This is a genomic window from Nocardia sp. CDC519, from assembly GCF_059509835.1.
In genome coordinates this window covers 1,889,368-1,915,346 of record NZ_CM183377.1, presented here as the reverse complement: position 1 = coordinate 1,915,346, position 25,979 = coordinate 1,889,368, and the positions used below count along the sequence as shown (strand labels likewise).

The window sequence follows — 25,979 nt, the reverse complement described above, 5'->3', positions numbered from 1 at the left end:
GTGATGACGATGACTCAGGACCCGCGCGCGAGCGCTGCGGTCTCCGACAACTACACGGCGCATCAGGCGCTGGTCGCCGATCTGCGTGCCCGGCTCGCCGCGACCGCGCTCGGTGGCCCGGAGAAGGCCAGGCAGCGCCATATCGCACGCGGCAAGCTGCTGCCGCGGCAGCGGGTGGATCAACTGCTCGACCCGGGCAGCCCGTTCCTCGAGCTCTCACCGCTGGCCGCGAACGGCATGTACGACGACGAATGCCCCGGCGCCGGCGTCATCACCGGCATCGGCCGGGTGTCGGGGCGCGAATGCGTGATCGTCGCCAATGACGCGACGGTCAAGGGCGGCACCTACTACCCGCTCTCGGTGAAGAAGCATCTGCGTGCCCAGGAAGTCGCGTTGCAGAACCATCTGCCCTGCGTGTACCTGGTCGATTCGGGCGGGGCCTACCTGCCGCATCAGGACGAGGTGTTCCCCGACCGCGAGCATTTCGGCCGGATCTTCTACAACCAGGCGAATATGAGCGCCAAGGGCATCGCCCAGATCGCGGCGGTGATGGGTTCCTGCACCGCGGGTGGCGCGTATGTGCCCGCGATGAGCGATGAAGCGGTGATCGTGCGCGATCAGGGCACCATCTTCCTCGGCGGTCCGCCGCTGGTGAAGGCGGCCACGGGCGAGGTGGTCACCGCCGAGGAGCTCGGTGGCGGCGCGCTGCATTCGCGGACCTCCGGCGTCACCGACCATCTCGCCGACGACGATCAGGACGCGCTGCGCATCGTGCGCCGCATCGTGAGCACGCTCGGCCCCCGGCCCGAAAGCCCCTGGGAGGTACGCACTCCCATCGAGCCCGCGGCGCCGGTCGAGGAGCTCTACGACGTGGTGCCGGTCGACCTGCGCACCCCGTACGACGTGCGCGAGGTGATCACCCGCATCGTCGACGGCGATCCCGACGGCGGCAGCGGCTTCCACGAATTCAAGGCCGAGTACGGCAAGACCCTGGTCACCGGATTCGCCCACATCCACGGCCATCCGGTCGGCATCGTCGCCAACAATGGCGTGCTGTTCAGCGAATCCGCCATGAAGGGCGCGCATTTCATCGAACTGTGCGATAAGCGAAAGATCCCACTGCTGTTCTTGCAGAACATCACCGGGTTCATGGTGGGACGCGATTACGAGGCGGGCGGCATCGCCAAGCACGGCGCGAAGATGGTGACGGCGGTGGCGTGCGCGCGGGTGCCGAAGCTGACGGTCGTCATCGGCGGTTCCTACGGTGCGGGCAACTACTCCATGTGCGGGCGCGCGTACTCACCGCGCTTCCTGTGGATGTGGCCCAATGCCCGGATCTCGGTGATGGGTGGTGAGCAGGCGGCGTCGGTGCTGTCGACGGTGCGCGGCGATCAGCTCGACAGCAGCGGAAAGCCCTGGACCGAGGAGGATCAGGAGGCGTTCAAGGCCCCGATCCGGGATCAGTACGAGCGGCAGGGCAACCCGTACTACTCCACCGCGCGGATCTGGGACGACGGCGTGATCGATCCCGCCGACACCAGAACCGTGCTCGGCCTCGCCCTGTCGGTCTGTGCGCAGGCTCCGCTGGAACCTGTCTCCTACGGCGTCTTCCGGATGTGATGACCATGCTGAACACGAATCATCCCGTCGGTTTCGACACCGTTCTGGTCGCCAATCGCGGCGAGATCGCGGTGCGCGTCATCCGCACGTTGCGCTCCATGGGCATCCGCTCGGTCGCGGTCTACAGCGATGCCGACGCCGGTGCCAGGCATGTGCGCGAGGCCGATGTCGCGGTCCGGCTCGGTCCCGCGCCCGCCCGCGAGAGCTATCTCGATATCGCCAAGGTGGTCGACGCCGCCGTGCGCACCGGCGCCCAGGCCGTGCACCCCGGTTACGGATTCCTGTCCGAGAACGCCGCTTTCGCCGCCGCGCTGGCCGAAAAGGACATCGTGTTCCTCGGTCCGCCGGCGAAGGCGATCGAGGTGATGGGCGACAAGATCACCGCCAAGAACACCGTCTCCGCGTTCGACGTGCCGGTGGTGCCGGGTATCGCCGAGCCCGGCCTCGATGACGACGCGCTGATCGCGGCCGCCGCCGACATCGGCTATCCGGTGCTGGTCAAGCCGTCCGCGGGTGGTGGCGGCAAGGGGATGCGGCTGGTCCACGAACCGGGTGAGCTGCCCGCCGCACTGGTCAGCGCCCGCCGCGAGGCCGCGGCGGCGTTCGGCGACGACACCCTGTTCATCGAGCGGTTCGTCACCAGGCCCCGCCATATCGAGGTGCAGATCCTCGCCGACCAGCACGGCAATGTGGTGCACCTGGGCGAACGTGAATGCAGTTTGCAGCGCAGGCATCAGAAGGTGATCGAGGAGGCGCCCTCGCCGCTGCTGGACGCGGCCACCAGGGCCAGGATCGGTGCGGCGGCCTGCAATACCGCGCGCAGCGTCGACTACGTGGGCGCGGGCACGGTGGAATTCATCGTCTCGGCCGACCGCCCGGACGAGTTCTTCTTCATGGAGATGAACACCCGCCTCCAGGTGGAGCATCCGGTCACCGAAATGGTGACCGGTGTCGACCTGGTCGAATGTCAGGTGCGGGTGGCGGCCGGGCAGCGGATCACCTTGGCGCAGGAGGACATCCGGCTCATCGGGCATGCCGTCGAGGCGCGGGTCTACGCCGAGGATCCCGGGCGCGGCTTCCTGCCCACCGGCGGCACGGTGGTCGACCTGGCCGAACCGAGCGGCAAGGGCGTGCGGGTGGATTCCGGGCTGCGGGTCGGCACCGTCGTCGGCAGCGATTACGACCCGATGCTGTCGAAGGTCATCGCGCACGGTCCCGACCGCGCGGCCGCGCTCGCGGCGTTGGATCGGGCGCTGGGCGAGACCGTCGTGCTCGGCGTGACCACCAATATCGAGTTCCTGCGGTTCCTGCTCGAAGACCCCGATGTCGTGGCCGGGCGTCTGGACACCGCGCTGCTGGATCGCCGGGCCGTCGACTTCACGCCTGCGCCGGTGCCCGACGACGCGTTCGCCGCGGCCGCCGTCTACCACTGGCTGCGCCGCTGGCCTACCCGGCCGGGCGACCCGTGGGATCAGCCGACCGGCTGGCGCCTCGGATCCGCCGCACCCACCTCGATCCGGCTCGAGGGCGGTAACCGCACCGAGCACGTCTACCTGACCGGCACCCCGGCGGCGGCGCAGCTGTGGATCGGCGAGGACGGTTCGCCGGTCTCGGTATCCGCCGAGCTCACCGCCCCCGGCGCGCTGACGATCACCGTCGACGATGTGCGCCACGACTACCGCCTGGCCGAACACGACAACCGGCTGTGGGTGGCCGGCCCGTCCGGTGTCTGCTCGCTGCGCGAGATGGCCGAGGTGAACGTCCGCGCCGGCGACGCCGATCTGGGTGACGCCGAAATCCGCAGTCCCATGCCGGGTTCGGTGATCGCGGTGCCGGTCGAACCCGGCGCCGAGGTCGCCGCGGGCGCGCCGGTGGTCGTGGTGGAAGCGATGAAGATGGAGCATTCGCTGACCGCGCCGACCGCCGGCACCGTCGAAGTGCTCGTGCGGCCAGGCGATCAGGTGAGCCTGGACCAGGTGCTCGCCAGGATCCACGCCGCCCCGGCGCCGACGACCGACTCCCCCGCTGCCACAACGGCTGCCGACCGATAGGACCACACGATGACCGACTTCCTTTCCACCGGAACACTTCCCGACGACTACCGCGACCTCGCGCTCACCGTCCGCGATTTCGCCAACCAGGTGGTGGCCCCGGTCGCCGCCGAACACGACGCCAACCACACCTTCCCGTACAAGGTGGTGCAGGGCATGGCCGAGATGGGCCTGTTCGGGCTGCCGTTCCCCGAGGAGTACGGCGGCATGGGCGGCGACTACTTCGCGCTGTGCCTCGCCCTCGAGGAACTGGGCAAGGTCGACCAGAGCGTGGCCATCACCCTGGAAGCCGGTGTGTCGCTGGGCGCGATGCCGATCTACCGCTTCGGTAACGAGGAGCAGAAGCAGCAGTGGCTGCCCCAGCTCACCAGCGGCCGCAACCTGGCCGCGTTCGGCCTCACCGAACCCGGCGCCGGCAGCGACGCGGGCGGCACCCGCACCACCGCCGTCGCCGACGGCGGTGACTGGGTGATCAACGGCAGCAAGCAGTTCATCACCAACTCCGGCACCGACATCACCACCCTGGTGACGGTGACGGCGGTGACCGGCGAATCGGGCGGCAAGAAGGAGATCTCCACCATCCTGGTGCCCACCGACACCCCCGGTTTCGTCGCCGAACCGGCCTACAACAAGGTCGGCTGGAACGCCTCCGACACCCATCCGCTCTCGTTCACCGATGTCCGGGTGCCGCAGGAGAACCTGCTCGGTGAACGCGGCCGCGGGTACGCCAACTTCCTGCGCATCCTCGACGAGGGCCGCATCGCCATCGCCGCGCTGGCCACCGGTGTGGCGCAGGGTTGTGTGGACGAGAGCGTGCGCTACGCCAAGGAACGCGAGGCCTTCGGCCGCGCGATCGGCACCAACCAGGCCATCGCCTTCAAGATCGCCCGGATGGAGGCACGCGCACACACCGCACGTGCGGCCTACTACGACGCGGCGGCGCTGATGCTGGCCGGTAAGCCGTTCAAGAAGCAGGCCTCGATCGCCAAGCTGATCGCCGGCGAGGCGGCCATGGACAACGCCCGCGATGCCACGCAGATCTTCGGCGGCTACGGCTTCATGAACGAATACCCTGTGGCCAGGCACTACCGCGACAGCAAGATCCTGGAAATCGGCGAGGGCACGACGGAGGTGCAGTTGATGTTGATCGCACGGGAGCTGGGCCTGTGAGCGCCGAGCAGAACACCGCGCCCGCCCAGATGCGCCGCGTCGTGCAGACCGGACTGTGGTTCGAGGAACTCGAGACCGGCGTCATCTACGAGCACCGGCCCGGCCGCACCATGACCGAAACCGACAACGTGCTGTTCAGCACGCTGACGATGAATCCGCAGGGCCTGCATATCGACGCCGCCTACAGTGAAGCGCAGGAGCCGTTTCATCAGCGGCTGGTGAATTCGCTGTTCACCCTCGGCACCATGGTCGGCCTCGCGGTCGCACATCTGACCCAGGGCACCACCGTCGCGAACCTGGGCTTCAGCGAGGTGAAGTTCCCGGCGCCGCTGTTCCACGGCGACACCATCTACGCCGAGACCGAGGTGCTGGACAAGCGTCTGTCCAAGAGCAGGCCCGGCGAAGGCATCGTGACCTTCCGGCACACCGCGCGCAACCAGCACGGCACGGTGGTGGCGGTGGCGGTCCGCAATGCGATGATCCGCGTCCGGCCGCAGTCCGAGGACGGTGCGGCGTGAGCGAACCCTGGGTGCCCGCGGGCCCGGCCTGGCTGTTCTGCCCGGCCGACCGGCCGGAGCGGTTCGCCAAGGCGGCCGCCGCCGCGGATGTGGTGATCCTCGATCTGGAGGACGGTGTCGCCGCGGACGACAAGGCCGCCGCGCGCAAGGCACTGGTCGAGACCCCGCTGGACCCGGAGACCACGATCGTGCGGGTCAATGCCGCGGGCACCGATGAGCACCGCCACGACCTGGCCACGCTCATCGAGACGGGCTATCGCAGGCTCATGCTGCCCAAATGCGAGTCGACCGCCCAGCTGGCGGCGCTGTCGGCCTATGAGGTGATCGCGCTGATCGAATCGCCGCTCGGCGCGCTGGAGGTGGCGCGCACGGCGGCGGCCGACAACACCATCGGCGTGATGTGGGGTGCGGAGGATCTGGTCGCCGGACTCGGCGGCGCGTCCAGCAGGCACGCCGACGGCAGCTACCGCGACGTCGCCCGGCACGTGCGCTCGACCTCGCTGCTGGCCGCCAAGGCACACGGGCGGCTGGCCCTGGACTCGGTGTATCTCGACATCGCCGACCTGGACGGTCTGCGGGCCGAGGCCGAGGACGCGGTGGCCGTCGGGTTCGACGTCAAAGTGGCCATCCATCCGAGCCAGGTGGCCGTCATCCGGGACGCCTACGCCCCCACCGACGACGAACTCGCCTGGGCGCGTGGCGTTCTCGACGAGGCACCGCAGCATCGCGGTGTCTTCGCCTACCAGGGCCGGATGGTCGACGCCCCCGTGCTGCGGCACGCCGAGCAAGTCGTGCGGCGCGCCCGCCGCTGATCCACATACCGAGCCAGGAGAACCACGATGCAGCCACAGTGGGTGCCCACCGACCGGGATATCGCCGAAGCGAAGATCACCGATTTCGCCCGTTTCGTCACCGCACGCACGGGTGTCCCCACACCCGATTACGCCGCGCTGTGGCAGTGGTCGGTGCGGGACCTGGCGGGTTTCTGGCAGGCGCTGTGGGATTACTTCGAGCTCGGCGAGACCGCGGGCGAGGTGCTGGCCGAGGAAACCATGCCCGGCGCGCGCTGGTTCCCCGGCACCCGGTTGAACTATGTGGATCAGGTGGTGCGGCAATTCCGTACCGACCGCCCGGCGATCGTGGCGCTCGGTGACGGCGGCGAAGAGGTCACCGAGGTCTCCTGGACCGAATTGATCGACCGCACCGCGGCATTCGCCCGGACCCTGCGCTCGCTCGGGGTACGTCCGGGCGATCGGGTCGCCGGATATCTGCCGAATATCCCAGAGGCGGTGATCGCGTTCCTCGGTACCGCGGCGGTGGGTGCGGTGTGGAGCGCCTGCGGCCAGGACTACACCGCCAAGGCGGCCCTCGACCGGCTCGGCCAGTTGGAACCGACGGTGCTGGTCACCGCCGACGGCTACCGCTTCGGCGGCAAGGCGCACGACAAGCGCGCCGATATCGAGCAGCTGCGCGCCGGCCTGAGCAGCGTGCGCGAGACCATCGTGGTCTCCCGCCTCGGACTCGATATGCCGGGCACGCTGGCCTGGACCGACGCCGTCGCGGGCACCGACGCCGATCCGGTGATCGAGACCGAAGCCGTCGACTTCGACCACCCGCTGTGGATCGTGTTCTCCTCCGGCACCACCGGCCTGCCCAAGGGCATCGTGCACGGTCACGGCGGCGTGCTGCTCGAACATCTGAAAGCCGTGGCGCTGCAATCGGATATCGGACCCGACGATACGTTCTTCTGGTACACCAGCCCGAGCTGGATGATGTGGAACTTCCAGGTGGCCGGACTGCTCGCGGGCGCGACCATCGTCTGTTTCGACGGCAGCCCCACCTATCCCGAGCCGGACGCGCTGTGGCGGATCGCGGCGAAGGTGCGCGCGACGGTGCTCGGTACCAGCCCCGGCTATGTGCTGGCCTGCATCAAGGCGGGCTCGGTGCCCAAGGACGAGCACGATCTGTCGGCCCTGCGGATGATCGGCATCACCGGCTCGGCGCTGCCACCGTCGTCGGCACTGTGGTTGCGCGACAACGTCGGCGACCATATTCCGATCTCCTCGATCAGCGGCGGCACCGATGTGGTGTCTGCGTTCATCGGCGGGGTACGCACGGTACCGGTATGGCCGGGCGAGCTGTCGGCGCCGTATCTGGGTGTGGCACTGGACGCCTACGACGAGTCGGGCAATCCGGTGCGCGGGGAGGTCGGCGAGCTGGTGGTCACCCGGCCGATGCCGTCCATGCCGGTGAGTTTCTGGCGCGATCCGGACGGAAAGCGTTATCACGACGCCTATTTCGATACCTACCCCGGTGTGTGGCGGCACGGCGACTGGATCACCATCACCGACCACGGCTCGGTCGTCGTGCACGGACGCTCGGATTCCACGCTCAATCGGCACGGCATCCGGATGGGCAGCGCCGATATCTATCAGGCCGTGGAACGACTGCCCGAGGTCGCCGAGGCGCTGGTGATCGGGGCCGAGCAACCCGACGGCGGCTACTGGATGCCGCTGTTCGTGGTGCCGGCGGCCGGCACGGAACTGACCGATGAGCTGGCCGAACGGATCAAGGACGTGATCCGCCGCGAGGTATCGCCGCGGCATGTGCCCGACGAGATCCTTGCCGCGCCCGCCGTCCCGCACACCCGCACCGGCAAGAAGCTCGAGGTGCCGATCAAGAAGCTGTTCCAGGGCGCCGACCCGGCCCGTGTCGTCGAACGCAGCGCCGTCGACGATCCCGATCTGCTCGACTGGTACGCGCGGATTCGTCCCCCCGGGCGCGGGTGATCCACGACTCACGGCGGGGAGCGCCACATTGCCGCTGGTTACCGAGCGATACCATGTCGGAATGAGTGTCGACAATCGCCGTACGGTGCGTGCGAAGGGCAACGGCGACTCGGCGCCACGGGAGATCCGGCGCAGGCCGAAGAACCGGCGAGCCCAGATCGCGGCGGCCGCCGCCTCGGCCTTCGGCTCCCTCGGCTACCACGGTGTCAGCATGGAGGACATCGCCTCGGGTCTCGGCATCAGCTCGGCCGCGCTCTACCGGCATTACCCCAGCAAGTACGCCCTTTTCCGGGAGGAACTGCTGCGCGTGGGCCGGGCCATGACCGAATCGGTCCACCGACCCGAGGCCGCCGCCGACGCCGGTCCCGAGCAGCGGCTGCGGCAGGTGCTCGACGCGCTCATCACCGCCACCATCGACAACCGGGCCAGCGTCACCCTGGTGCGCTGGGAGGGCCGCTACCTCGAGGCCGAGGATCTGGACCTGCTCAACGAACAGCAGGCGACGGTGGTCGACGCACTGGGCGCCGAGCTGCACGCGCTGCGCCCCGAGCTCGACGACGACGATCTCCGGGTCCTGCGCGCCGCGATGTTGAGCACCATCACCAGCATCGCCGACCACCACGCCGCGCTGCCCGCGAAATCGCTTACCCGCCTGCTGTCCTCGGCCTGCTGGGATATCGCGCGGGCCGAGCTGCCCGCCGTCGGCGATGCGGTGGAACCCGCCGCGGCGGCGGAGATCCCGGATTCGTTCAAGCACGAACTGCTGTTGCGCAAGGCGGTCGAGCTGTTCCACGATCGCGGGTACCCGAATGTCAGCGTGGAAGATATCGCGACCGCGGCCGGGCTGTCGGCGGCATCGGCGGTGTACCGCTTCTATCGAGGTAAGAGCGATCTGCTGGCCGCGGCGTTCCGCCGTGCGGCCGAACGGGTTTCGAGCGCGATCGGCCCCGCGGTCGCCTCCGCCGACAGCGCCGAGGCCGCGCTGGTCTCGCTGATCGACCAGTACGTGGAAGGCTCGTTCACCGAGCGGGCGCTGACCTTCGTCTACTACACCGAGTTCCAGCACGTTCCGGCCGAGGAACGCACGGTGCTGCGCAATATTCAGCGGCTCAGCGTGGAGGAGTGGGCGCGGCTGGTGCGTGAGGTGCGTCCGGAGCTCGCGCCTGCCGAATCCCGGTTCCTGGTGCACGCCGCGTTCGCCTTGGTGGTGGATCTGGGGCGCTCGTTCGGTACCGCGCCGATCGCCTCGCAGGGGCGGGTAGCGGCGCTGATGCAGATCGTGTTGTTCGGGCGCCGCGCCCAGGTCTGATTCCCGCTCTCCCCGATGGCCCGACGGGGCTCGACCCTGCTCATCCCGCGCACGGTAAGTTATGGGTCATTCTTACTATCAGTGCGGCAATTGTAGTCGTTACCGACTCTTTTGTGATTTCTAATTCACTTCTCCCGCCCGGGGAGAAAGTCGGGGTGAGCACGGGCACGGCCGGGCTATCATCGCCGCATGGGTGCCCGGAATCGCCGCGCGACGCGGGAGACGGCCGCGGGCGAGACCACCGGGTCTCGGTCGGTGCGGCGCAGGCCGCGCGACCGCCGCGCGCAGATCGCCGCGGCGTCGGCCGAAGCGTTCGGTTCGCTCGGCTATCACGGGGTGAGCATGGAGGACATCGCCTCGCGCCTCGATATCAGTTCCACCGCGCTGTATCGGCACTACCCGAGCAAATACGCGCTGTTCCGTGAGGAAACGCTGCGGCTGGGCAGGCTGAGCGTGGAAGCGGTGCGGCTCCCCGAGGACGCACGGCAGTGGACCGCGCGCGAGCGGCTCGAACACGAGCTGGACGCGCTGATCGGCGCCTCCATCGTCAACCGGCGCAGTGCCGCGCTGCTGCGCTGGCAACGCCGCTACCTCGAACCCGATGACGCCGCCCTGCTGCACACCCAGCTCACGGTGGTCGACAGCGCACTGCGCGAGGCCCTCGGCGACTACCGCCCCGACCTGCCGGTACGCGACCGCGCAGTGCTGACGGCGGCGCTGCTGAGCGTGCTGAGCAGCATCGGCGACCACCATGTGGCGATCCCGGTGCGCTCGCTGACCGATCAGCTCGGCGCCGCCTGCCGCGCCCTGGCCGACACCCGGCTGCCCCTGCCCGGCGACGACACCGAGGCCACCACGGCGCGCGAGATCCCGCTGACCTTCAAACACGAACTGCTGCTGGTGCGCGCGGTGGAACTGTTCCACGAACGCGGCTACCCGAATGTGAGTGTCGAGGACATCGCGACCGCCGCCGGGCTGCCCGCGTCCTCGGCGGTGTACCGCTTCTATCGCGGGAAGGGCGATATCCTGGCCGCCGCGTTTCGCCGTGCGGCCGACCGGGTTTCGGCCGCCATCGGCCCCGCCGTCGCCGGATCCGACGGCCCCGAGCAGGCCCTGCACACCCTCATCGACCTGTTCGTCGACGGCTCCTTCGCCGAACGCGAGCTGACCTTCGTCTACTACGCCGAGATGAGTAATGTGCCCGCCGAGGAACGCACCGTGCTGCGAAACATCCAGCGGCTCAATGTCGAAGAGTGGGCCAAGCTGCTGATGGCGGTGCGGCCCGAACTTCCCGCGGCATCCGCGCGGGTGCTGGTGCACGCCGCGCTGGCCATGGTGGTCGATCTCGGGCAGCGGTTCGGTTCGGTGGACCCGGCCTGCTCCCGCCGGCGGGTGGCCGCGCTGATGCGGCAGGTGCTGTTCGGGCGGTGAGCCCGGCGGTCAGGGCTGCGGTGACGGCGCCAGCGGTGCGTTCATGTCGTTGACCAGCCAGCGGTCCCCGGACTTCTCCATCCGCATCACCATCGACAGCTGCCCCGGCGCAGGCTGCCCCTGGGTGCCGAGACTGGTGATGGTCTGGCCGATCACCACGATGGCCTCCGCCGAAGTCTGGTCACCGGATTTGATCGCGCACTGCACATCACTGGCCGCCGAGACGACCTGCCCCTGCGCGAGCACGTCGCGCAACTCCTGGCTGGTGGCTTCGAACTGCTGGCGCCAGTCGCCGGTGGCACCGTCGAGCACCGCGCGGAAGTACGGGTCGAGGTTCTTCGCGTCGTAATTCGCCAGTACCGGGGCGTATTCGCAGGCCGCCTGCCGCGCCTGTTCCTGCGCGTCCAGCACCGCGTCCTTGTCGCGATCCTGGAGGTAGAAGTACAACGTCGACGCGGCGGCGGCGACCAGCAGCACCACCACGGCGCACCGGGCGGCCAGGACGCGCGCGGTCGGTCGTTGCCCGCCACGCCGGCCGACCATGGCGGTCAGCTTCCCGAGTGGGCGTATGCGCGTGGCGGGCGGTTCGCCGGGTGTGGTCGCCTCCTCGGACGGCGGCGGGGCGGCCGGGCGGTCCTGCTTCGAGAGTGCGGGGGCCACGGTCGACTCTGGATCGCTGTCTGCCTGCTGAACCGTTTCGGTCGCCGCCGCGTCCTGTTCGCCGGCGGACGCATCGGCGGTCACTGCGGGCGCGCCGACCACGGCGGACTCGGATCCGTGTTCGGCAACTGGATCAGTAGCCGAGCTTGCCGAGCTGGGTGCGGCGGTTCCGCGCGACCGCGTTTCCGTCCGTTCCACCGCGATGCTCAGCTCGTTCACTGCGTCCGTGGCGGCAGGGTCGGTGTCTTTGGTGTTCATACTGATTCGGTCCTATCTGCCGGGGATCGGGCGGGAGAGTTCGTTGCCGGAGACGCCCGGCGGCGGGCCCGCGGTGTTGTCGGGGACGTTCGGGCGCGGGGCATTGGCGGAACCGCGCACCTGCAAGGCCGGGTTGGTGGTGATGCAGTAGTTGTAGAGGCGCACCCGGGTGTCCGCGGTCGCGGTGGTCGGGACGACGGGGATGGTGTCGTATTCGCAGGTCGGGCGCGGCCAGGGGTCCACCAGGGTGTGATAGGCGCCGTCGTGGGCGGGGATGCCGATGGCGGCCGACCCTTCGCGCAGCGCCGGGAACAGTGCGGCGATGGCCGGGGCGCGCAGTTTCGCGGCCTTGGTGATGGCGACGAAATTGGTGACCAGGTTGGTGATCGGATCCTCGGTGGCCTGCACGAAGCCGCCGAGAGTCGCGAGCTGATCCGGAGCCAGATCCAGGAACCGGCGCACCTCTTGGTCGGCGGCGGTGAGCTGGTCGAACAGCGCACCCGCACCTGTGGTGAGGGTGGTCAGGTCGGGCTGGGCGTGCGAGGTGGTCTCGGCGATGACGCCGAGATTCTCGATCAGCTGACGGGTCTGCGGCAGCAGATCATTGAGCCCGGCCATGGCCCGGCTGATCCCGGAGATCATGTTGCGCAACCGATCCGGGCCGCCGGCCAGCGCCTTGTCCAGCTCGTTCACGATGACGGTGAGCCGTTCGGGATTGAGCCCGCCGACCAGACCGCTGACATTGGTCAGCACCGACTGCACCGACACCGGCGTCGAGGTGTTCGCCACATCCACGACCGCGCCGTCGTCCAGGTAGGGCCCGGTATCGGCATCCGGCCGGAAATCGAGGTACTGCTCGCCCGCCGCCGAAAGCCGCCCGACGGCGACGGTGCCGCCCACCGGGATCCGGGCCGACGAGTCGATCTCGGCCACCGCGGCGATGCCGGTCTCGGTCACCCGCACCTCGCGCACCCGGCCGACCCTGGTGCCGCGGAAGGTGACGTCGTTGCCGGCCAGCAACCCGCCGGAACCGCGCAGTTCGACGGTCACCGCGTAGGTGTTCGGCAGCGGATTGATCCGCAGCACCTCGGCACCCAGATACCAGGACCCGAGCACCAGGATCACCACGAGCCCGAGGTTCGCGATCGCGACGCGACGACGAACCAGGTAATTCCACAGCGGGATATTCACCGCTCACCATCCTGCGGAGCGGGCTGCGGCGCCGGCTGCCCCGGCACCGGCTGCGGCGGACTGGTGACCCGGCCGATCACCTTCTGGATCACCTGCGCGAGGCTGCCGATGAACGCGGGCACATCGCCGACCTCGGGCAGCCGGCTGCCGGTCGGATCGGTCAGCGCGCCGACACTCAGGTACGACACCGTCGCCGCGACGGCCAGCGTCGGCCCCTCGAGGGTGGCTTCCAGTGAGGGGTAGATCGCATGGAACCGCTCGAGCAGCTGCCCGAGATCGCCGCCCATCTGGGTGAACCCCGACATCAACCGCTGGATGCTGTCGAACAGGCTCACGAAATCGTCGCCGGTGGTGTTGGTGAAATCGCCGAGTGCGGCCATGGTGACCGACACGTTGTTGATCAGCGCGGAGATATCGCGATTGTTCTCGGCCACCAGTCCGAGCAGTCCGGGGAAGGTATCGGCCGCCTGGCCCAATTCCGCCTTGCGCGCGGCGAGTTCGCCGGTCAGCACATTCACCCCGGACAGCACACTGTCGATATCGCCGGTGCGGGCATTGAGCGCGGCGAGCACGCTGGTGAGTTCGGTGATCATGTGCGCCACCTGGGGTGCGCGCCCGCCGAACATCGAATCCATCTGCGCGGTGATCTCGGCGGCCTGATTGAGACCGCCGCCGTTGATCAGCATCGATACCGACACCATCAGCTCTTCCACGGACGCGCCGGCTCCGGTGTGCTCGGTGCTGATGACATCGCCGGGCTGCAGCAGCTCGGTCTCGGCGGTGGCCGGCGGCAGGGTCATCGCGATGAAGATGTCACCGAGCGGGGTGGCCTGGCGCAATTCGGCGGTGGTGCCGCGCGGCAGCTCGATGTCCTCGCGGATGAGCATTTCCACATCGGCGATGAAATTGGTGGTGGAGATATCGGTGACCACACCGATATCGGTGCCGCCGATCTTCACATGCGCGCGATCGGGCAGATTCAGCGCGTCACGGAAGGCCGCGCGAATGGTGTAGCCGGGGCCGCCGATACCCGGCTTCGGCATCGGCACGTTCTCCACCGTGATCCCGCAGCCGGTCGCGGCGCCCACGGTGAGTACGACGGCGAAGGCGCCGAGTGTCCTGCGGATCAGCACTGTCCTGCGAATCATCACTCTCATTTCGTGAGTCCGAGCAATGCGGCCGTCAGCCCGAAATCGGGACCGAAATCCTGGATCTTGCCGGTGCGGCAACCGTCGGAGCGCATCTGCACGCGCTCACAGAACAGTGAGAGCACCTCGCCGTCGAGCACCGCCTTGTCCAGCAGTCCGTGCAACCGCAGTGCCCGGTGTTCACGGCTGACGGCGTTGGAGAAGTTCTCGAAGAACAGCGGCGCGACGTCGACCAATTCGGTGAGGCCGCGCGCGTTGGCGCGCATCTGGGCGGTGATGGTGGTGAACCGCTGTAACGCACCGGCCAGCTGATCGGAATTCTGGCCGACCACCGAGGAGGTGTTGTTCACGAAATCGTTGAGCTGGGTCAGCACGGCCTGCAGGCCGGGTGACTGCTCGCCCATCAACTGCACCAGCTCGGTGAGCCTGCCGCTGAAATCGCGGACGGTCTGATCGTTCTGGGCGATGATCTGGGTGATCTCGTTGAGTTTGATGATGGTGTTGGCGATCTGGTCCTTGTTGGCGAAGGACACCTCGAACGCCGACGACAGCGCGTCCAGCGTCGCGCGCAGTCGATCGCCATTGCCTTCCAGCAGCGGAAACAGCACCCGGCTCGCCATCGGGCCCTGGGCGTTATCGCCTTTGAGCGCGGCGCCGAGCTGATCGAAGTTCTCCAGAATGCGATCGAGCTCCACCGGCACCCGCGTCCGTTCCAGCGGAATATGCGCGCCGTCGGCCAGCAGCGGGCCTTCCCCCGAATAGGCGGGCGCCAATTCGACGTGCCGGTTGGTGATGAGCTGCGGTGAAATGAGCGCTGCCATCGCGTTTTCGGGCACCTTGACGCCCTTATCGATGGACATGGTGACCTGGACATAACTGCCCTTGGCCGTGACGGTGTCCACCCGGCCCACCGGCACGCCGAGAATGGCCACCTCATTGCCCGCGTACAGGCCTGCGACATTCTCGAAATCGGCGCTGATCCGCATGTGTTCGCCGAGATACTCGTTCGGCAGCGAACTGATGCTCTCCGGCAGCAGCGCGCATCCCGCCGCCAGCGTCGCCGCAACACACAACGCGGCGGTGCGAATGATCGTGCGGATTCTCATCAGCTGCACCCCTGTACGGCCTGGGCGAAACACAGCCAGTTGTCCGGCAGGAACCACGGCGCCCAGACATCGCCGTAGGGCCCGTTGCCGAGAGCATTGTTGAACTGGCGCAGGGCGATCGGCATGATCTCGTAGAGCCGGTCGAGGTTGTCGCGGTTCTTCTCCAGACCCTGGGTCATGGTGTTCAGGTTCTGGATCAGCGGCCCGAGTTGATCGTTGTTCTCGATGCCCATCTCGCGCAGCAGTGCCGACAGCGCGGCCACATTGTCGAGCAATTGCCGCAGCAGGTTCTGCCGCAGCGCGACCGCGTTGCCGATCGCCTCGCCGCGGGTGAGCAGCAACAGCACACTGTTCTGATTGTCGGCAGCCAATTGCGACACCTGGTCGAGGCCCTTCAACAGCACATCGACCTCGTCGCGGCGATCATTGATCACCTTGGCCAGCGCACCGATGCTGTCGAGCGCGGTGATCGCCAGCTCCGGGGATTCACCCATCTGCTGGTCGAACACATCCAGTGCCGTGCGCAATTTCTCCGGATCGATGCGTTCGATGCGTTCGAACGAGGACTTGTACTTCGAGTCCTGGATCACCTTGCCGAGGTTGTAGGGCACCGAGGTGTTCTCGATCGGAATCCGGTTGTCCGGCAACCCCTTACCGTCGCCCGGGGTGAGCTCGATGTGCAGTCGGCCCAGAATGGTCGACATCTTGATTGCGGCACGGGCATCCGGGCCCAGCCGCATATCGCGGCGAATCCGCAGATCGACCACCACTTTGTCGTCGACCAGCTGTACCGCCTGGACCGCACCGACCTCGATGCCCGAGACATCCACTGTCGCCCCCGGCCGCAAACCGGCCGCCTGCGCGAACTCCACCTGAATGGTCTTGTCCGACAACCGCGCCTGGGAGATCACGCTGGAACCGACCAGCAGCAGCACCACCGCCGCGGCAGCGCCGACCCCGAGCCACAGAAACCGATTCGAGGAATACTTCGGCAGTCGTATTCGTGCCATCACCGGCACACCTCCGATTGGGATTCGCCACCGACCTGCGAGAACAGTCCCGGTGGCAGCAGCACGCCCCACAGCGACACATCGAGGCGGCAGATATAGGCATTGGCGTAAGCGCCGTAGCTGGTGAACCGGGCCAGGCCATTGAGCACATTCGGCAGCTCGATCGCGGCCTGATCCAGTGCGGCGCCATTGAGCAGCAGCAACGCCACACCACTGGTCGCCATGTTCTGCGCCCGTGCCATATCCGGTTTGACCTGGGTGATCAACCCGACCAGCGCATCGGTGGAGGTCGCCACCTGGTCGACCGAACTCTTCAACGATTCACCCTCGGTGTACAGCGCTTCCACCAGCGATCTGGCCTGCGTGATGAGCGTTTCCAATTCCTTGCTGCGATTGGCCAGGCCGGCGATCACGCTGCTCAGATTGGTGATCACCTGGCCGAGGATCTCGTCGCGTTCGCCGAAGGTGGTGGCCAGCTCGGCCGCCTGCGTGATCAGCGCACTCAGCGATACACCGTCACCTTGGAGGGCCTGGATCAGCGTCTCCGACAGCGAATTCACCTGGTCTGGTTGCAGCACCGAGAACAGCGGCTCGAAACCCGACAGCAGCGCCGACACGTCGAACGACGGTTCGGTGCGCTCCAGCGGAATATGGCTGCCCGGTTCGAGCACCGTGCCGTCGCCTTCGCCGGGAATCAGCGCGATATAGCGCTGGCCGATCAGATTCTGATACCGCACCAGGGCTTTGGTGGTGGTGGTGAGCCGCTGCCGGTCCTGGATACGGAATTCCAGCCGGGCCTTGTAGTCGGCATCGAATTCGATGCTGTCGACCCGGCCGACCCGCACGCCTGCCATGCGCACGTCGTCACCGACGCGCACGCCGAGCACATCGGAGAAGGTCGCCGAGTAGCTGTGTGTATCGCCGGACACCGAGCGCTGCATGGTGGACCAGATGGTGTAGGTGAGCACGATTGCCAGCACCGCGAACAGGCTGAATCCGATCAGCGCCTTGCTCGACTTCATGCGTAGACCTCCACGGATCCACCGGCCAGCAGCGGCGTGAGCAGCAGGAGCTGAGCGGCAGTGGGTTTGCCGCCGACGATCTGGGCGACCGCCGCGTGACCGCGCACCGTGGCGACCGGACGGGCACCCGTCGCACCCGAGAGGGGGACGACGCGCTTCGGGCCTGCCGGCACAGGTGCCGCGACCGGAGCGCCGCCGGTGGAATCGACGCGAGCACCACCGGGCGCGGCGACGTCAGGTAACGCACCACCCGATCCGGGGCCGGAGGCCGCAGGCGCGGCATCAGCCGGTCCAGGTGCCACAGCCGCGGGCGCGGCACCAGCGGCTCCCGGAGCCGAACCAGCGGGCGCACCGGCGGCCCCTGGTGCGGCACCACCAGGTGCGCTACCGGCGGCACCAGGCGCCGCACCACCAGGTCCGCGACCAGCGGCCCCCGGCACCACGCCACCAGGTGCGCTACCAGCGGCCCGCGGCACCGCACCCGCTGGCGCGGGAGCAGCGGGAGCCGGCGCGGTGATCCCGGGAATCGCGGGCAGCCCGGGAATGAACGGCAAGCCGGGGATGGCGGGCGCGCCGGGCTGTGCGGGCGCAGGCGCGACACCGGGCACCGGGATCGCGGCCGGCGCCGGGCCCGCCGAATCGAGCCGCCGCGGCAACATCTGCGGCGGATACTCCTGCGGCGGCGCCACTGTCGGCACCGTCGGCCCACCGCAGCGCGGGCCGTACATGTCGCCGTAGTGCGGGCAATCCTCGGCCGTGTACTGCTGGAACGGGGTGAACGAGACGTCCATTTTCCATACCATCTGCTTGCGTGGGCCGAAGCTGAACACCGACTGCATCTTTTCCAAGGTCGCGTTGAGGTTGGCCGCCGTGTACGGGATGGCGTCGGGGTCGCGGGCCAATGAGCCGAACAGTTCGTCCAGGCCGGGCACCAATTCCTTGGCCGCGTTCGGGTTACGGGCGAACAGGCTGTTCACCGAGTCGACGGCGCCGCTGGCATTGGCCAGCAGGGCGATCAGTTTGTCGCGGCGTTCGGTGAGGGTGCGCGCGGTCGTCACCGATTCGGACAGGACGCCGACCAGTTCGGGCGCCGACTGGCTCAACGCGGTGGTGGCGCGGCCGAGATCGCCGAGCAGCTCACCCACTCCGTCGATGGCACGCACCTGGGTGATCCAGTTGTCGAGCCGTTCGATGGTCGAGCCGGGCACGCGGGCGCCGGGATCGAGGGCCGCGGAGAAGGTTGCCAGCACCCGGCCCAGCTTCTCGGGCTGGATATTGTCGAGCACATCGCGCAGCACCGTCAGCGTGGTCTGCAATTGGACGGTGCCCGCGCTGGTGTCCTCGGCAATGGTCGAACCCGCATGCAGGACACCCTCGGTCGGGCCGTTGTCGACCAGTTCGATCGCGGTGACACCGAACAGGTTGTTCGGAATCACCCGGGCGGTCACATTGTCCGGGATGGTTTCGGCCACCGCGGGTTTCAGATCGACGAACACTTCCTGGCTCTGCCCGGCCGCCACCACGTCGACCGCGCTGACCGCGCCGACCACCATGCCGCGAAACTTCACGTCCGCGCGCGCGGGCAGCCCGTCACCGGTGCTGGTGAGCGTGACGGTGACGGGCACCTTCGCCTCGAAGTAGCCGGTGTAGCGCAGCGCCAGCAGGCTCAGCAGCAACACCATGGTGGCCAGCACCGCGAGCCCGGACAAGGTCAGCTGACGGGCGGTGGGTCCACGCCCACTCGGATCCAGAATCATCGCGCCTACCCCGAGATCCGGAATCCGGGATCGATACCCCAGATCGCGAGGGTCAGGAACAGATTGGCGAACACCATCACGACGATGACCATCTTGATCGCCCGGCCCGCCGCCACGCCGACACCTTCCGGGCCGCCGGAGGCGAAATAGCCGTAGTAGCACTGGATGAACGTCGACAACATCACGAAAACGATCACCTTGAGCAGTGAGAAGAACACATCGGGACCGATGAGGAACTGGAAGAAATAGTGGTCGTAGGTGCCCGCCGAGGTGCCGCCGAGAAACAGCACCGACAACTTCGTCGCCAGATACGCCACCGCGAGGCCGATGCTGTAGAGCGGGACAATGGTCAGCGTCGCCGCGATCATCCTGGTGGTCACCAGATACGGCAGCGGCCGGATGGCGATGGATTCGAGGGCGTCGATCTCCTCGGAGATCCGCATGGACCCCAGTTGCGCGGTGAAGCGGCAGCCGGCCTGGATGGCGAAGGCCAGCGTGGCCAGGATGGGCGCCAGCTCGCGTGTGGTCGCGAAACCGGAGATGGCGCCGGTCAGCGGGCCCATGGTGAGCAGATTCAGCGCGGTGAACGACTCCATGCCGACGGTGATGCCGCCGAACGCGCACAGAATGATCACCACGCCGACGGTGCCGCCGCCGACGATCAGTGAGCCGTTACCGAAGCCGACGTCGGCGGTCAATCGGAGTACTTCCTTGCGGTAATGCCGCAGCACGAACGGAATCGCGCCCACCGCCTGGAAGAAGATGATCGCCTGGTGGCCGACCCTGCGGTTGGCCTGAATCGGGACCGCGGCCGCCGCACCGGCCATCCGCACCGGTTTCAGCGCGGGCGGAGTGTAGGAGCTGCCCACCTCAGATCACCTTCGTCGGGAACAGGGTGTTGTAGAGCTGAGTCAGAATGATGTTGGTGGCGAACAACATCAGCGCCGAGCTGACCACCGCCGAGTTCACGGCGTCGGCCACGCCACCGGGGCCGCCCTTGGCGTGCAACCCGATATCGCAGGCGATGATCGCGGTCAGCAGGCCGAATACCGCGGCCTTCACCAGCGCGACGATCAGATCGTTGGCGACGGCGAAGGAGGCGAACGAACCGATGAACGAACCCGGCGTCCCCGACTGCGCGTACACGTTGAACATGTAGGCGGTCGCGAAGCCGACGAAGACGATGAACCCGCACAGCAGCATGCTCACCAGCACCGCAGCCACCAGCCGTGGCGCGACGAGCCTGCGCACCGGGTCGACGCCCATCACCATCATGGCGTCGATCTCCTCCCTGATGGTGCGTGATCCCAGATCGGCGCAGATCGCCGAACCGACTGCGCCCGCGATCATCAGCGAGGTCACCAGCGGCGCGCCCTGGCGGATGATGCCAAGGCCGGCGACCGCGCCGATGAAGGTGGTCGCGCCGACCTGGTTCACCAGCGCGCCCACCTGGATCGACACCACCACCGCGATCGGGATGGCGACGAAGACCGTCGGCGCGGCCGACACGTTCGCCATGAAGGCGCACTGCTTGATGAACTCGTGGAACGGGAAACGCCGCGCGAATATGGCGCGGAAGGTTTCGATGAGCGCATCGCGACCGAGGGTGACCTGGCGGCCGAGCGTTTCCAGCGAACGCTGCGGATGACGTTTCCACAGGCCCCTGGCATCGGCCAGCGCCCGCTCCAGATCCGTGGGCGGGGAGGGCTTTTCGACTGTCGTCATCGGCTCCGCATTCCCATCGCTGCGACCTCACCGCTGAGCTGATGCTCGAGCGCCACCAGCCCGTACCCCACCACCGCGACGCCGGCGGCCACGGTGCTCAGCACCGCAAGCCACAGCCCGAATCGCAGAATCGGGTTCACCTTCATCCGCCCGCCGAGAATCTTGACGCCGATCACCAAGATGTCGATGAGCCACACCAGGATCATCATCAGGTCATGCACACATTCGCGAAAGTGAGCACCGGCCAGCACACGATCGAGCCGAGAAACGAGATCACCACATCGATTCCGTGCATATCGCGTAGATGAGCGGTGTGCGTCAGCGTCCAGATGACGCCGATCAGCCCGTATGGAATGCCGAGGATGATGAGCGTCCCGAGAAATTCGGAGACCTTCATCTCGTAGCTGAATATTCGATCCAGCTTCTTGAGCATCGCCCTAGTCCTTTCCTGCCGGCCGACCCCGTCCGGCGCACGATCCCCGCCGCCGCGCGCAGGCGCAGCGCCGCACGTGTACGGCGCGCCTCCCAACCGGTCCGGCTGGATCGGTATGTTACGCACCATTCCGCTCGATACGGAAGCGATTCGGCAAGATTCCATCGAGCTCTGGCGAGATTGACCAGATCAGCCAGGCACGATGCCAGCAGAGCGGCCACATAAGTTATCGACTGTTCGCTAGCCGAAGCAGCCTTGCGAGGAAGAATCACGAGTAACATAATGGGCGCAGTGGCACCCGGAGAGGCACACTCGGCCCGTCCGGCGCACCGGCAAGAGAACGGAAATATGCCCATGACCGCAGTCGCGCGATCCTTCGAGCAGCATGGCCTGCCGCCGCTGACCACCGAGCAGACCCGCATCCCGATCCGCACCCACCACCGGCCGTTCACCAAACGCCCCCTGGCACTGACCGACGCGCTGGACTTCTGGAGCTTCGGCGGCGCCGCCGCCAACGTCGTCATGCAGATGGCGCGCCCGGGCGTGGGCTACGGCGTCGCGGAGAGCCGGGTCGAATCCGGTGCGCTCATGGTTCATCCGTGGAAGCGGGCCCGCACGACCACGCAATATCTGGCCGTCTCCATCCTCGGCACTCAGGAGGAGAAGGACGCGTTCCGCGAGGCGGTGAATGTGGCGCATCGGCAGGTGCGCTCGGGCCCGGACAGCAAGGTGAAGTACAACGCCTTCGATCGCCATCTACAGCTGTGGGTGGCGGCATGCCTGTTCATCGGATTCGAGGACACCTACCAGCTGCTCAACGGGAAGATGACCGATGAGCAGGCCGAGCAGTTCTATCAGACCTCCTCGCCGCTGGCGACGGGCCTGCAGGTGCCGCGGGAGATGTGGCCGGCCACCCGCAAGGATTTCGACGCCTACTGGAACACGATGGCCCGCGAGGCCGTGCTCGACGATTTCGTCCGCGGCTACCTGGATGATCTGCTCAACCTGCGGATGATCCACTGGTATCTGCGAATCCCGTTCCGCGGGCTGCTGAAATTCCTGACCATCGGATTCCTCGCGCCCTACTTCCGCGAACAGCTGCGGGTGGAATGGTCCGAGGCCGATCAGCGGCGCTTCGACAACCTTTTCCTGTTCGTCGGTTTCGTCAACCGATTCATCCCCAGGTTCCTGCGGTTCGGCGGATCGCACGCGCTGATGACGGATCTGCGCAGGCGTATCCGCAAGCAGAAGAGCCTGATCTGAGAAGCACGCGCACCGGCGGCGCAGCGCGGCACCGCCGGATGCGGGTGATCGCGCGCTACCCCGGACCGATCCCGCCGGGGTAGCTCGCTCGGTTCACCGGCGGACGTAGATCCCGACCAGGTCCTTGAGGGCACGGTTCTCGCCGTGCAGTTCCTCGAGCGCGATGCGCAGGCGGCGGACCTCGTTGGCCAGGTCGTCGGCGCTGCGATGGCCGAATTCCGGGTCGGCGACCGGGGTTACCGTCTGGGTCGGGGTGGTGGTCACCGCGACGAGCGCGGCTTCCCGCTGCTCCGGCTGCGCTGCCTCGTCCGCCGCGGGCGCCTCGGCCACGGCGGTGACCTCCTCGACGACGGGGGTGGGCTCGGGCTCGGCGACGAGCGTCGCGGCGGTCGCCACAACGGCCTGCGGGCTCGGCGCGGCCTTCTTCGCAGCCGAACCGTTGGTCGACGCGGCCCGCTTACGTGCGGTGGTGGCACGCGCCTTCGGCGCCTTCTTCACCACGCGCTTGCGCGGCGCCGGGGCCTCGGCCTCGGCGGCGGGCTCCTCGGCTGCGGCGCCGTTGGCCGCCGCCTTCACCCAGTTGGTGAGGGCGCCCACCGACGGCCAGCCCGCCTTCTGCACCACTTCCTCGCATGCCGCGTTCAACGACTTGCCTTCGGCGCGGAGCTTTTCCACCTTCTTGACCGCCCTGGCTTTTTCCGCATCGGTGAATCTCTTGGCCATTGTCGCCGCTCCTGCTATCCAGATCATGGTCGTGTCACCCGGTATCGAACACAGGTGACAGCACAGCCAGTGCCGTGCGAAACATAACGGATATACCCGATTCCATGCCAATCAAGACAATGTCCGCGACCGGGCGCGGAATTCCCCGCGCGACGGGTGCGGGTTCTCGCCGTGCGAGGGTACGCGCGTTTATCGTTGTGCGGGAACGGTTTCGAAATCGCCCGGGCGGGAACTGCGATCACCCGGGCGATACCGAATACCGATACCGGCCGGTCAGCCGCGACGGCTAGGCCGGCGTCACCGACACCGGTACTCCGTTGAACACTGCGTTCCCGGACGGAATGTCGATCACCGTGTCATCGGTGAGCACATTGGTGTTCACACCGGCGTGCTCGCGCGCCACCCGCTGACCGCCGACAGTGTGACCCCAACCGTGCGGCAGACTCACCACGCCGGGCATGATCGCCTCGGTCGGTTCCAGATCCACGGTGAGCTCACCGGCGGCCGATTTCACCACCGCGTGATCGCCGAGGCCGAGCCGGGCGACATCATCGGGATGGATGTGCAGCGTGCAACGGTTCGTCCCGCTCACCAGGCGCGGCATATTGTGCATCCAGCTGTTGTTGGAGCGCAGGTGACGACGCCCGATCAACACCAGGTCCGGTGCGGCGGCGGTCGATCCGGCGCGCAGCCGGTCGACGTCGGCGAGCAGCTGCGGCGGCGCGAGTTCGACGCGACGGGATTCGGTGCGCAGCACCTCGGGCAGCCGCGGTCGCAGCGGCCCGAGATCCATACCGTGCGGATTCTCCAGCAACGTCGTCAGGCTGAGGCTTCCGTCGTTCCACGCGCCGTAGGGCCCGAGGCGCAACATCATGTCGATGCGCTGCTCGGTGGTGTTCACCCCCGCCAGTTCGCCCCTGCGCTCGGCGAGACCGGCTTTGTGCAGGGTGCCTGCGATGACGAATTCGTCGAATGCGGAGACGGCGTCGCGCCCGTCGGTGCCGCGGTGATCCGCTCCGGTGACCGCCGCCGCCAACCGTGCGATGACCGCCGCCTCGGACGGCCGCTCCCCCAGCGGCACCAGCGGGCGGGAGTAGCGCGCGTAATTGCGGACCGCGAATTGCAGCAACGCGAAATCATAATGCGGCGATTGCAACGGGGGCGGCGGCGGCAAGATCACATCGGCATGACGGGTGGTCTCGTTCAGATAGCAGTCCACGCTCACCATGAAGTCGAGTTCGGCGAACGCGGAATCCAACCGGGCACCATTGGGCGCCGACAACACCGGATTTCCGGCCACCGTGATCAACGCGCGCACCTGGCCCTCGCCCGGGGTGGTGATCTCGTCGGCCAGGGTGGCGATCGGGAATTCGCCCATGGCCTCGGGTAGTTCCCGGACCCGACTGCGCCAGCGGCCCAGCCGGAATGGTTTGGTGCGCACGATGCCGAGCGCCGCGGCCGAGGCGAACATCACCCCGCCCGGTACGTCCAGATTTCCGGTGAGGGTATTGATCACGTCGACGAGCCACTGGGTCACCGTGCCGAACTCGGCGGTGCAGGTGCCGATCCGGGCATACACGGCGGCGGTCGGCGCCTCGGCGAGTTCACGAGCCAGCCGGGTCACGGTCTCGGCAGGCACGCCGGTACGGCCCGCGACCGCCTCTGGTGCGAAATCAGCGGCGGCGGCGCGCACCTCGTCGAGGCCGTGCACGTCTGTCCGGATATCGATGAGGTTCTCGGCGAACAATGTGTGCACGATGCCGAACAGCAGATACGCGTCACTGCCCGGCCGGACGAACAGGTGCTCGTCGGCCAGCTCGGCGGTGCGGGTGCGGCGCGGATCCACCACCACCAGCCGCCCGCCGCGAGCGCGCAGCGCCTTCAATCGGCCGGGAAAATCCGGTGCGGTGCAGAGCGAACCGTTGGATTCCAGCGGGTTCGCGCCGAGCATCAGCAGGTAGTCGGTGCGCTCGAGATCGGGCACCGGGATGGCGAGCGGATCACCGAACATCAGACCGCACGCGACCTGCTTGGGCATCTGATCGGCGGTACTGGCCGAATACAGGTTCTTGGTGCCGAGCCCACGGATCAGCGCGGGCACATACAGCGCACCGGCCACACTGTGCGCATTCGGGTTGCCCAGATACAGCGCGGCGGCCTGCTTGCCGTACTCGGCCGTCACCGCCGGGAACCGCTCGGCGATCAGGTCGAACGCGTCATCCCATGAGGTAGTGCGCCAGGTATCGGTGGCGCGATCGCGGACCATCGGCTCGGTCAGGCGGTCGGGATCGGCATCGAGGGTGCCGAGGCTGGCGCCCTTCGGGCAGAGGAAGCCCTGGCTGAACGGATCCTGCCGGTCGCCGCGGACCGAGAGCACCCGGTCGTCGCGATCGAGGGTCAGCTCGAGCCCGCAGACCGCTTCACACAGCGGGCAGGTGCGAAGCCCGGTCCGCGTGCCGTCGCCGGAGGCGGGCCGGTCGGAGGATGCGGTGGAGATGGACGCGCGTGTGGCCATACCTCATCGTCGCGCGGGGAGGCGGCCGATGAGAAGGATTCGGCGCGATTATCTCAATTCGCTTCCGCCCCCATGGCTCGGACGAGCGATTTCGGACGCATATCGAGCCAGTGCGCTTCGACGTAGTCCAGGCAGGCCTTACGGGTGGTCGGGCCGTGGGCGATGGTCCAGCCGCCGGGGACGGTGGCGAAGGTCGGCCACATGGAGTGTTCGCCCTCGGCGTTGATCAGGACGTAGAACTGGGCGTCGTCATTGTCGAACGGGTTGGTCACGGTGGGGC

The 25,979-nt window shown here is 67.7% G+C and carries 23 protein-coding genes; 9 read left to right on the top strand and 14 right to left on the bottom strand.

Annotation, left to right across the window (positions count from 1 at the left end; genetic code table 11):
• Window positions 1-3 precede the first annotated feature (3 nt).
• The 8 genes from AC5W7N_RS08555 to AC5W7N_RS08520 all read left to right on the top strand — a co-directional run bounded on the left by AC5W7N_RS08555 (window position 4) and on the right by AC5W7N_RS08520 (window position 10,888).
• Window positions 4-1,620: a carboxyl transferase domain-containing protein gene (locus AC5W7N_RS08555; protein ID WP_495923483.1), complete on the top strand. Its 1,617-nt coding sequence runs from the start codon at window positions 4-6 to the stop codon at window positions 1,618-1,620.
• A 5-nt stretch (window positions 1,621-1,625) separates the two neighbouring features.
• On the top strand, window positions 1,626-3,671 hold the full coding sequence (locus AC5W7N_RS08550) for an ATP-binding protein (RefSeq protein ID WP_195006809.1): 2,046 nt from the start codon (window positions 1,626-1,628) through the stop codon (window positions 3,669-3,671).
• Between the two features lie 9 nt (window positions 3,672-3,680).
• Window positions 3,681-4,841: an acyl-CoA dehydrogenase family protein gene (locus AC5W7N_RS08545; protein WP_163815247.1), complete on the top strand. Its 1,161-nt coding sequence runs from the start codon at window positions 3,681-3,683 to the stop codon at window positions 4,839-4,841.
• Between the two features lie 29 nt (window positions 4,842-4,870).
• A complete protein-coding gene (locus AC5W7N_RS08540) occupies window positions 4,871-5,359 on the top strand; it encodes a MaoC family dehydratase (RefSeq protein WP_195020857.1) in 489 nt (162 codons plus the stop codon).
• On the top strand, window positions 5,356-6,171 hold the full coding sequence (locus AC5W7N_RS08535) for an HpcH/HpaI aldolase/citrate lyase family protein (protein WP_280498750.1): 816 nt from the start codon (window positions 5,356-5,358) through the stop codon (window positions 6,169-6,171). Before AC5W7N_RS08540 ends, AC5W7N_RS08535 begins: the two co-directional genes overlap by 4 nt.
• Before the next feature lie 27 nt (window positions 6,172-6,198).
• Window positions 6,199-8,148: an acetoacetate--CoA ligase gene (locus AC5W7N_RS08530; protein WP_280498749.1), complete on the top strand. Its 1,950-nt coding sequence runs from the start codon at window positions 6,199-6,201 to the stop codon at window positions 8,146-8,148.
• A gap of 61 nt (window positions 8,149-8,209) precedes the next feature.
• A complete protein-coding gene (locus AC5W7N_RS08525) occupies window positions 8,210-9,457 on the top strand; it encodes a TetR/AcrR family transcriptional regulator (protein ID WP_495923482.1) in 1,248 nt (415 codons plus the stop codon).
• A 189-nt stretch (window positions 9,458-9,646) separates the two neighbouring features.
• Complete coding sequence (locus AC5W7N_RS08520; RefSeq protein WP_495923481.1) at window positions 9,647-10,888, top strand: TetR/AcrR family transcriptional regulator; 1,242 nt, start codon at window positions 9,647-9,649, stop codon at window positions 10,886-10,888.
• Window positions 10,889-10,897: 9 nt separating this feature from the next.
• On the opposite strand, the gene AC5W7N_RS08515 is transcribed toward AC5W7N_RS08520, so the two are convergent.
• From AC5W7N_RS08515 to AC5W7N_RS08465, 11 genes are read right to left on the bottom strand one after another with little or no spacing between them, the layout of a single operon-like run.
• The gene (locus tag AC5W7N_RS08515; protein WP_495923480.1) at window positions 10,898-11,806 is read right to left on the bottom strand and encodes a hypothetical protein; all 909 of its coding nucleotides are present in this window, start codon (window positions 11,804-11,806) and stop codon (window positions 10,898-10,900) included.
• A 12-nt stretch (window positions 11,807-11,818) separates the two neighbouring features.
• Window positions 11,819-12,997: an MCE family protein gene (locus AC5W7N_RS08510; RefSeq protein ID WP_495923479.1), complete on the bottom strand. Its 1,179-nt coding sequence runs from the start codon at window positions 12,995-12,997 to the stop codon at window positions 11,819-11,821.
• The gene (locus tag AC5W7N_RS08505) at window positions 12,994-14,145 is read right to left on the bottom strand and encodes an MCE family protein (RefSeq protein WP_495923478.1); all 1,152 of its coding nucleotides are present in this window, start codon (window positions 14,143-14,145) and stop codon (window positions 12,994-12,996) included. The genes AC5W7N_RS08510 and AC5W7N_RS08505 overlap by 4 nt, the downstream gene beginning before the upstream one ends.
• A gap of 5 nt (window positions 14,146-14,150) precedes the next feature.
• A complete protein-coding gene (locus tag AC5W7N_RS08500) occupies window positions 14,151-15,251 on the bottom strand; it encodes an MCE family protein (protein WP_163815237.1) in 1,101 nt (366 codons plus the stop codon).
• Window positions 15,251-16,261 (bottom strand): MCE family protein, encoded by a 1,011-nt coding sequence (locus AC5W7N_RS08495; RefSeq protein ID WP_163815235.1) that lies wholly within the window; start codon window positions 16,259-16,261, stop codon window positions 15,251-15,253. The genes AC5W7N_RS08500 and AC5W7N_RS08495 overlap by 1 nt, the downstream gene beginning before the upstream one ends.
• Entirely contained in the window at window positions 16,261-17,283 is a 1,023-nt protein-coding gene (locus tag AC5W7N_RS08490; RefSeq protein WP_495923477.1) for an MCE family protein, read from the bottom strand. Before AC5W7N_RS08490 ends, AC5W7N_RS08495 begins: the two co-directional genes overlap by 1 nt.
• Window positions 17,280-19,040, bottom strand: coding sequence for an MCE family protein (locus AC5W7N_RS08485; RefSeq protein ID WP_495923476.1), 1,761 nt, complete (start codon window positions 19,038-19,040; stop codon window positions 17,280-17,282). The genes AC5W7N_RS08490 and AC5W7N_RS08485 overlap by 4 nt, the downstream gene beginning before the upstream one ends.
• Before the next feature lie 5 nt (window positions 19,041-19,045).
• Window positions 19,046-19,909 (bottom strand): ABC transporter permease, encoded by an 864-nt coding sequence (locus AC5W7N_RS08480; protein WP_163815229.1) that lies wholly within the window; start codon window positions 19,907-19,909, stop codon window positions 19,046-19,048.
• Window position 19,910: 1 nt separating this feature from the next.
• On the bottom strand, window positions 19,911-20,765 hold the full coding sequence (locus AC5W7N_RS08475; RefSeq protein WP_163815227.1) for an MlaE family ABC transporter permease: 855 nt from the start codon (window positions 20,763-20,765) through the stop codon (window positions 19,911-19,913).
• Entirely contained in the window at window positions 20,762-20,974 is a 213-nt protein-coding gene (locus AC5W7N_RS08470) for a hypothetical protein (RefSeq protein ID WP_163815224.1), read from the bottom strand. Before AC5W7N_RS08470 ends, AC5W7N_RS08475 begins: the two co-directional genes overlap by 4 nt.
• Complete coding sequence (locus AC5W7N_RS08465) at window positions 20,974-21,198, bottom strand: hypothetical protein (RefSeq protein WP_138455458.1); 225 nt, start codon at window positions 21,196-21,198, stop codon at window positions 20,974-20,976. The genes AC5W7N_RS08470 and AC5W7N_RS08465 overlap by 1 nt, the downstream gene beginning before the upstream one ends.
• Before the next feature lie 354 nt (window positions 21,199-21,552).
• Here AC5W7N_RS08465 and AC5W7N_RS08460 point away from each other — a divergent pair, with 354 nt between their 5' ends.
• Window positions 21,553-22,461, top strand: coding sequence for an oxygenase MpaB family protein (locus AC5W7N_RS08460; protein WP_194991641.1), 909 nt, complete (start codon window positions 21,553-21,555; stop codon window positions 22,459-22,461).
• A 93-nt stretch (window positions 22,462-22,554) separates the two neighbouring features.
• Here AC5W7N_RS08460 and AC5W7N_RS08455 read toward each other — a convergent pair whose 3' ends face one another.
• The 3 genes from AC5W7N_RS08455 to AC5W7N_RS08445 all read right to left on the bottom strand — a co-directional run bounded on the left by AC5W7N_RS08455 (window position 22,555) and on the right by AC5W7N_RS08445 (window position 25,971).
• Entirely contained in the window at window positions 22,555-23,184 is a 630-nt protein-coding gene (locus AC5W7N_RS08455; RefSeq protein WP_495923475.1) for a hypothetical protein, read from the bottom strand.
• Between the two features lie 286 nt (window positions 23,185-23,470).
• Window positions 23,471-25,699 carry a molybdopterin oxidoreductase family protein gene (locus tag AC5W7N_RS08450; RefSeq protein WP_495923474.1) on the bottom strand — a complete coding sequence of 743 codons (2,229 nt, stop codon included), beginning with the start codon at window positions 25,697-25,699 and terminating at the stop codon, window positions 23,471-23,473.
• Window positions 25,700-25,752: 53 nt separating this feature from the next.
• The gene (locus AC5W7N_RS08445; protein WP_194991642.1) at window positions 25,753-25,971 is read right to left on the bottom strand and encodes an MbtH family protein; all 219 of its coding nucleotides are present in this window, start codon (window positions 25,969-25,971) and stop codon (window positions 25,753-25,755) included.
• Between the last annotated feature and the right edge of the window lie 8 nt (window positions 25,972-25,979).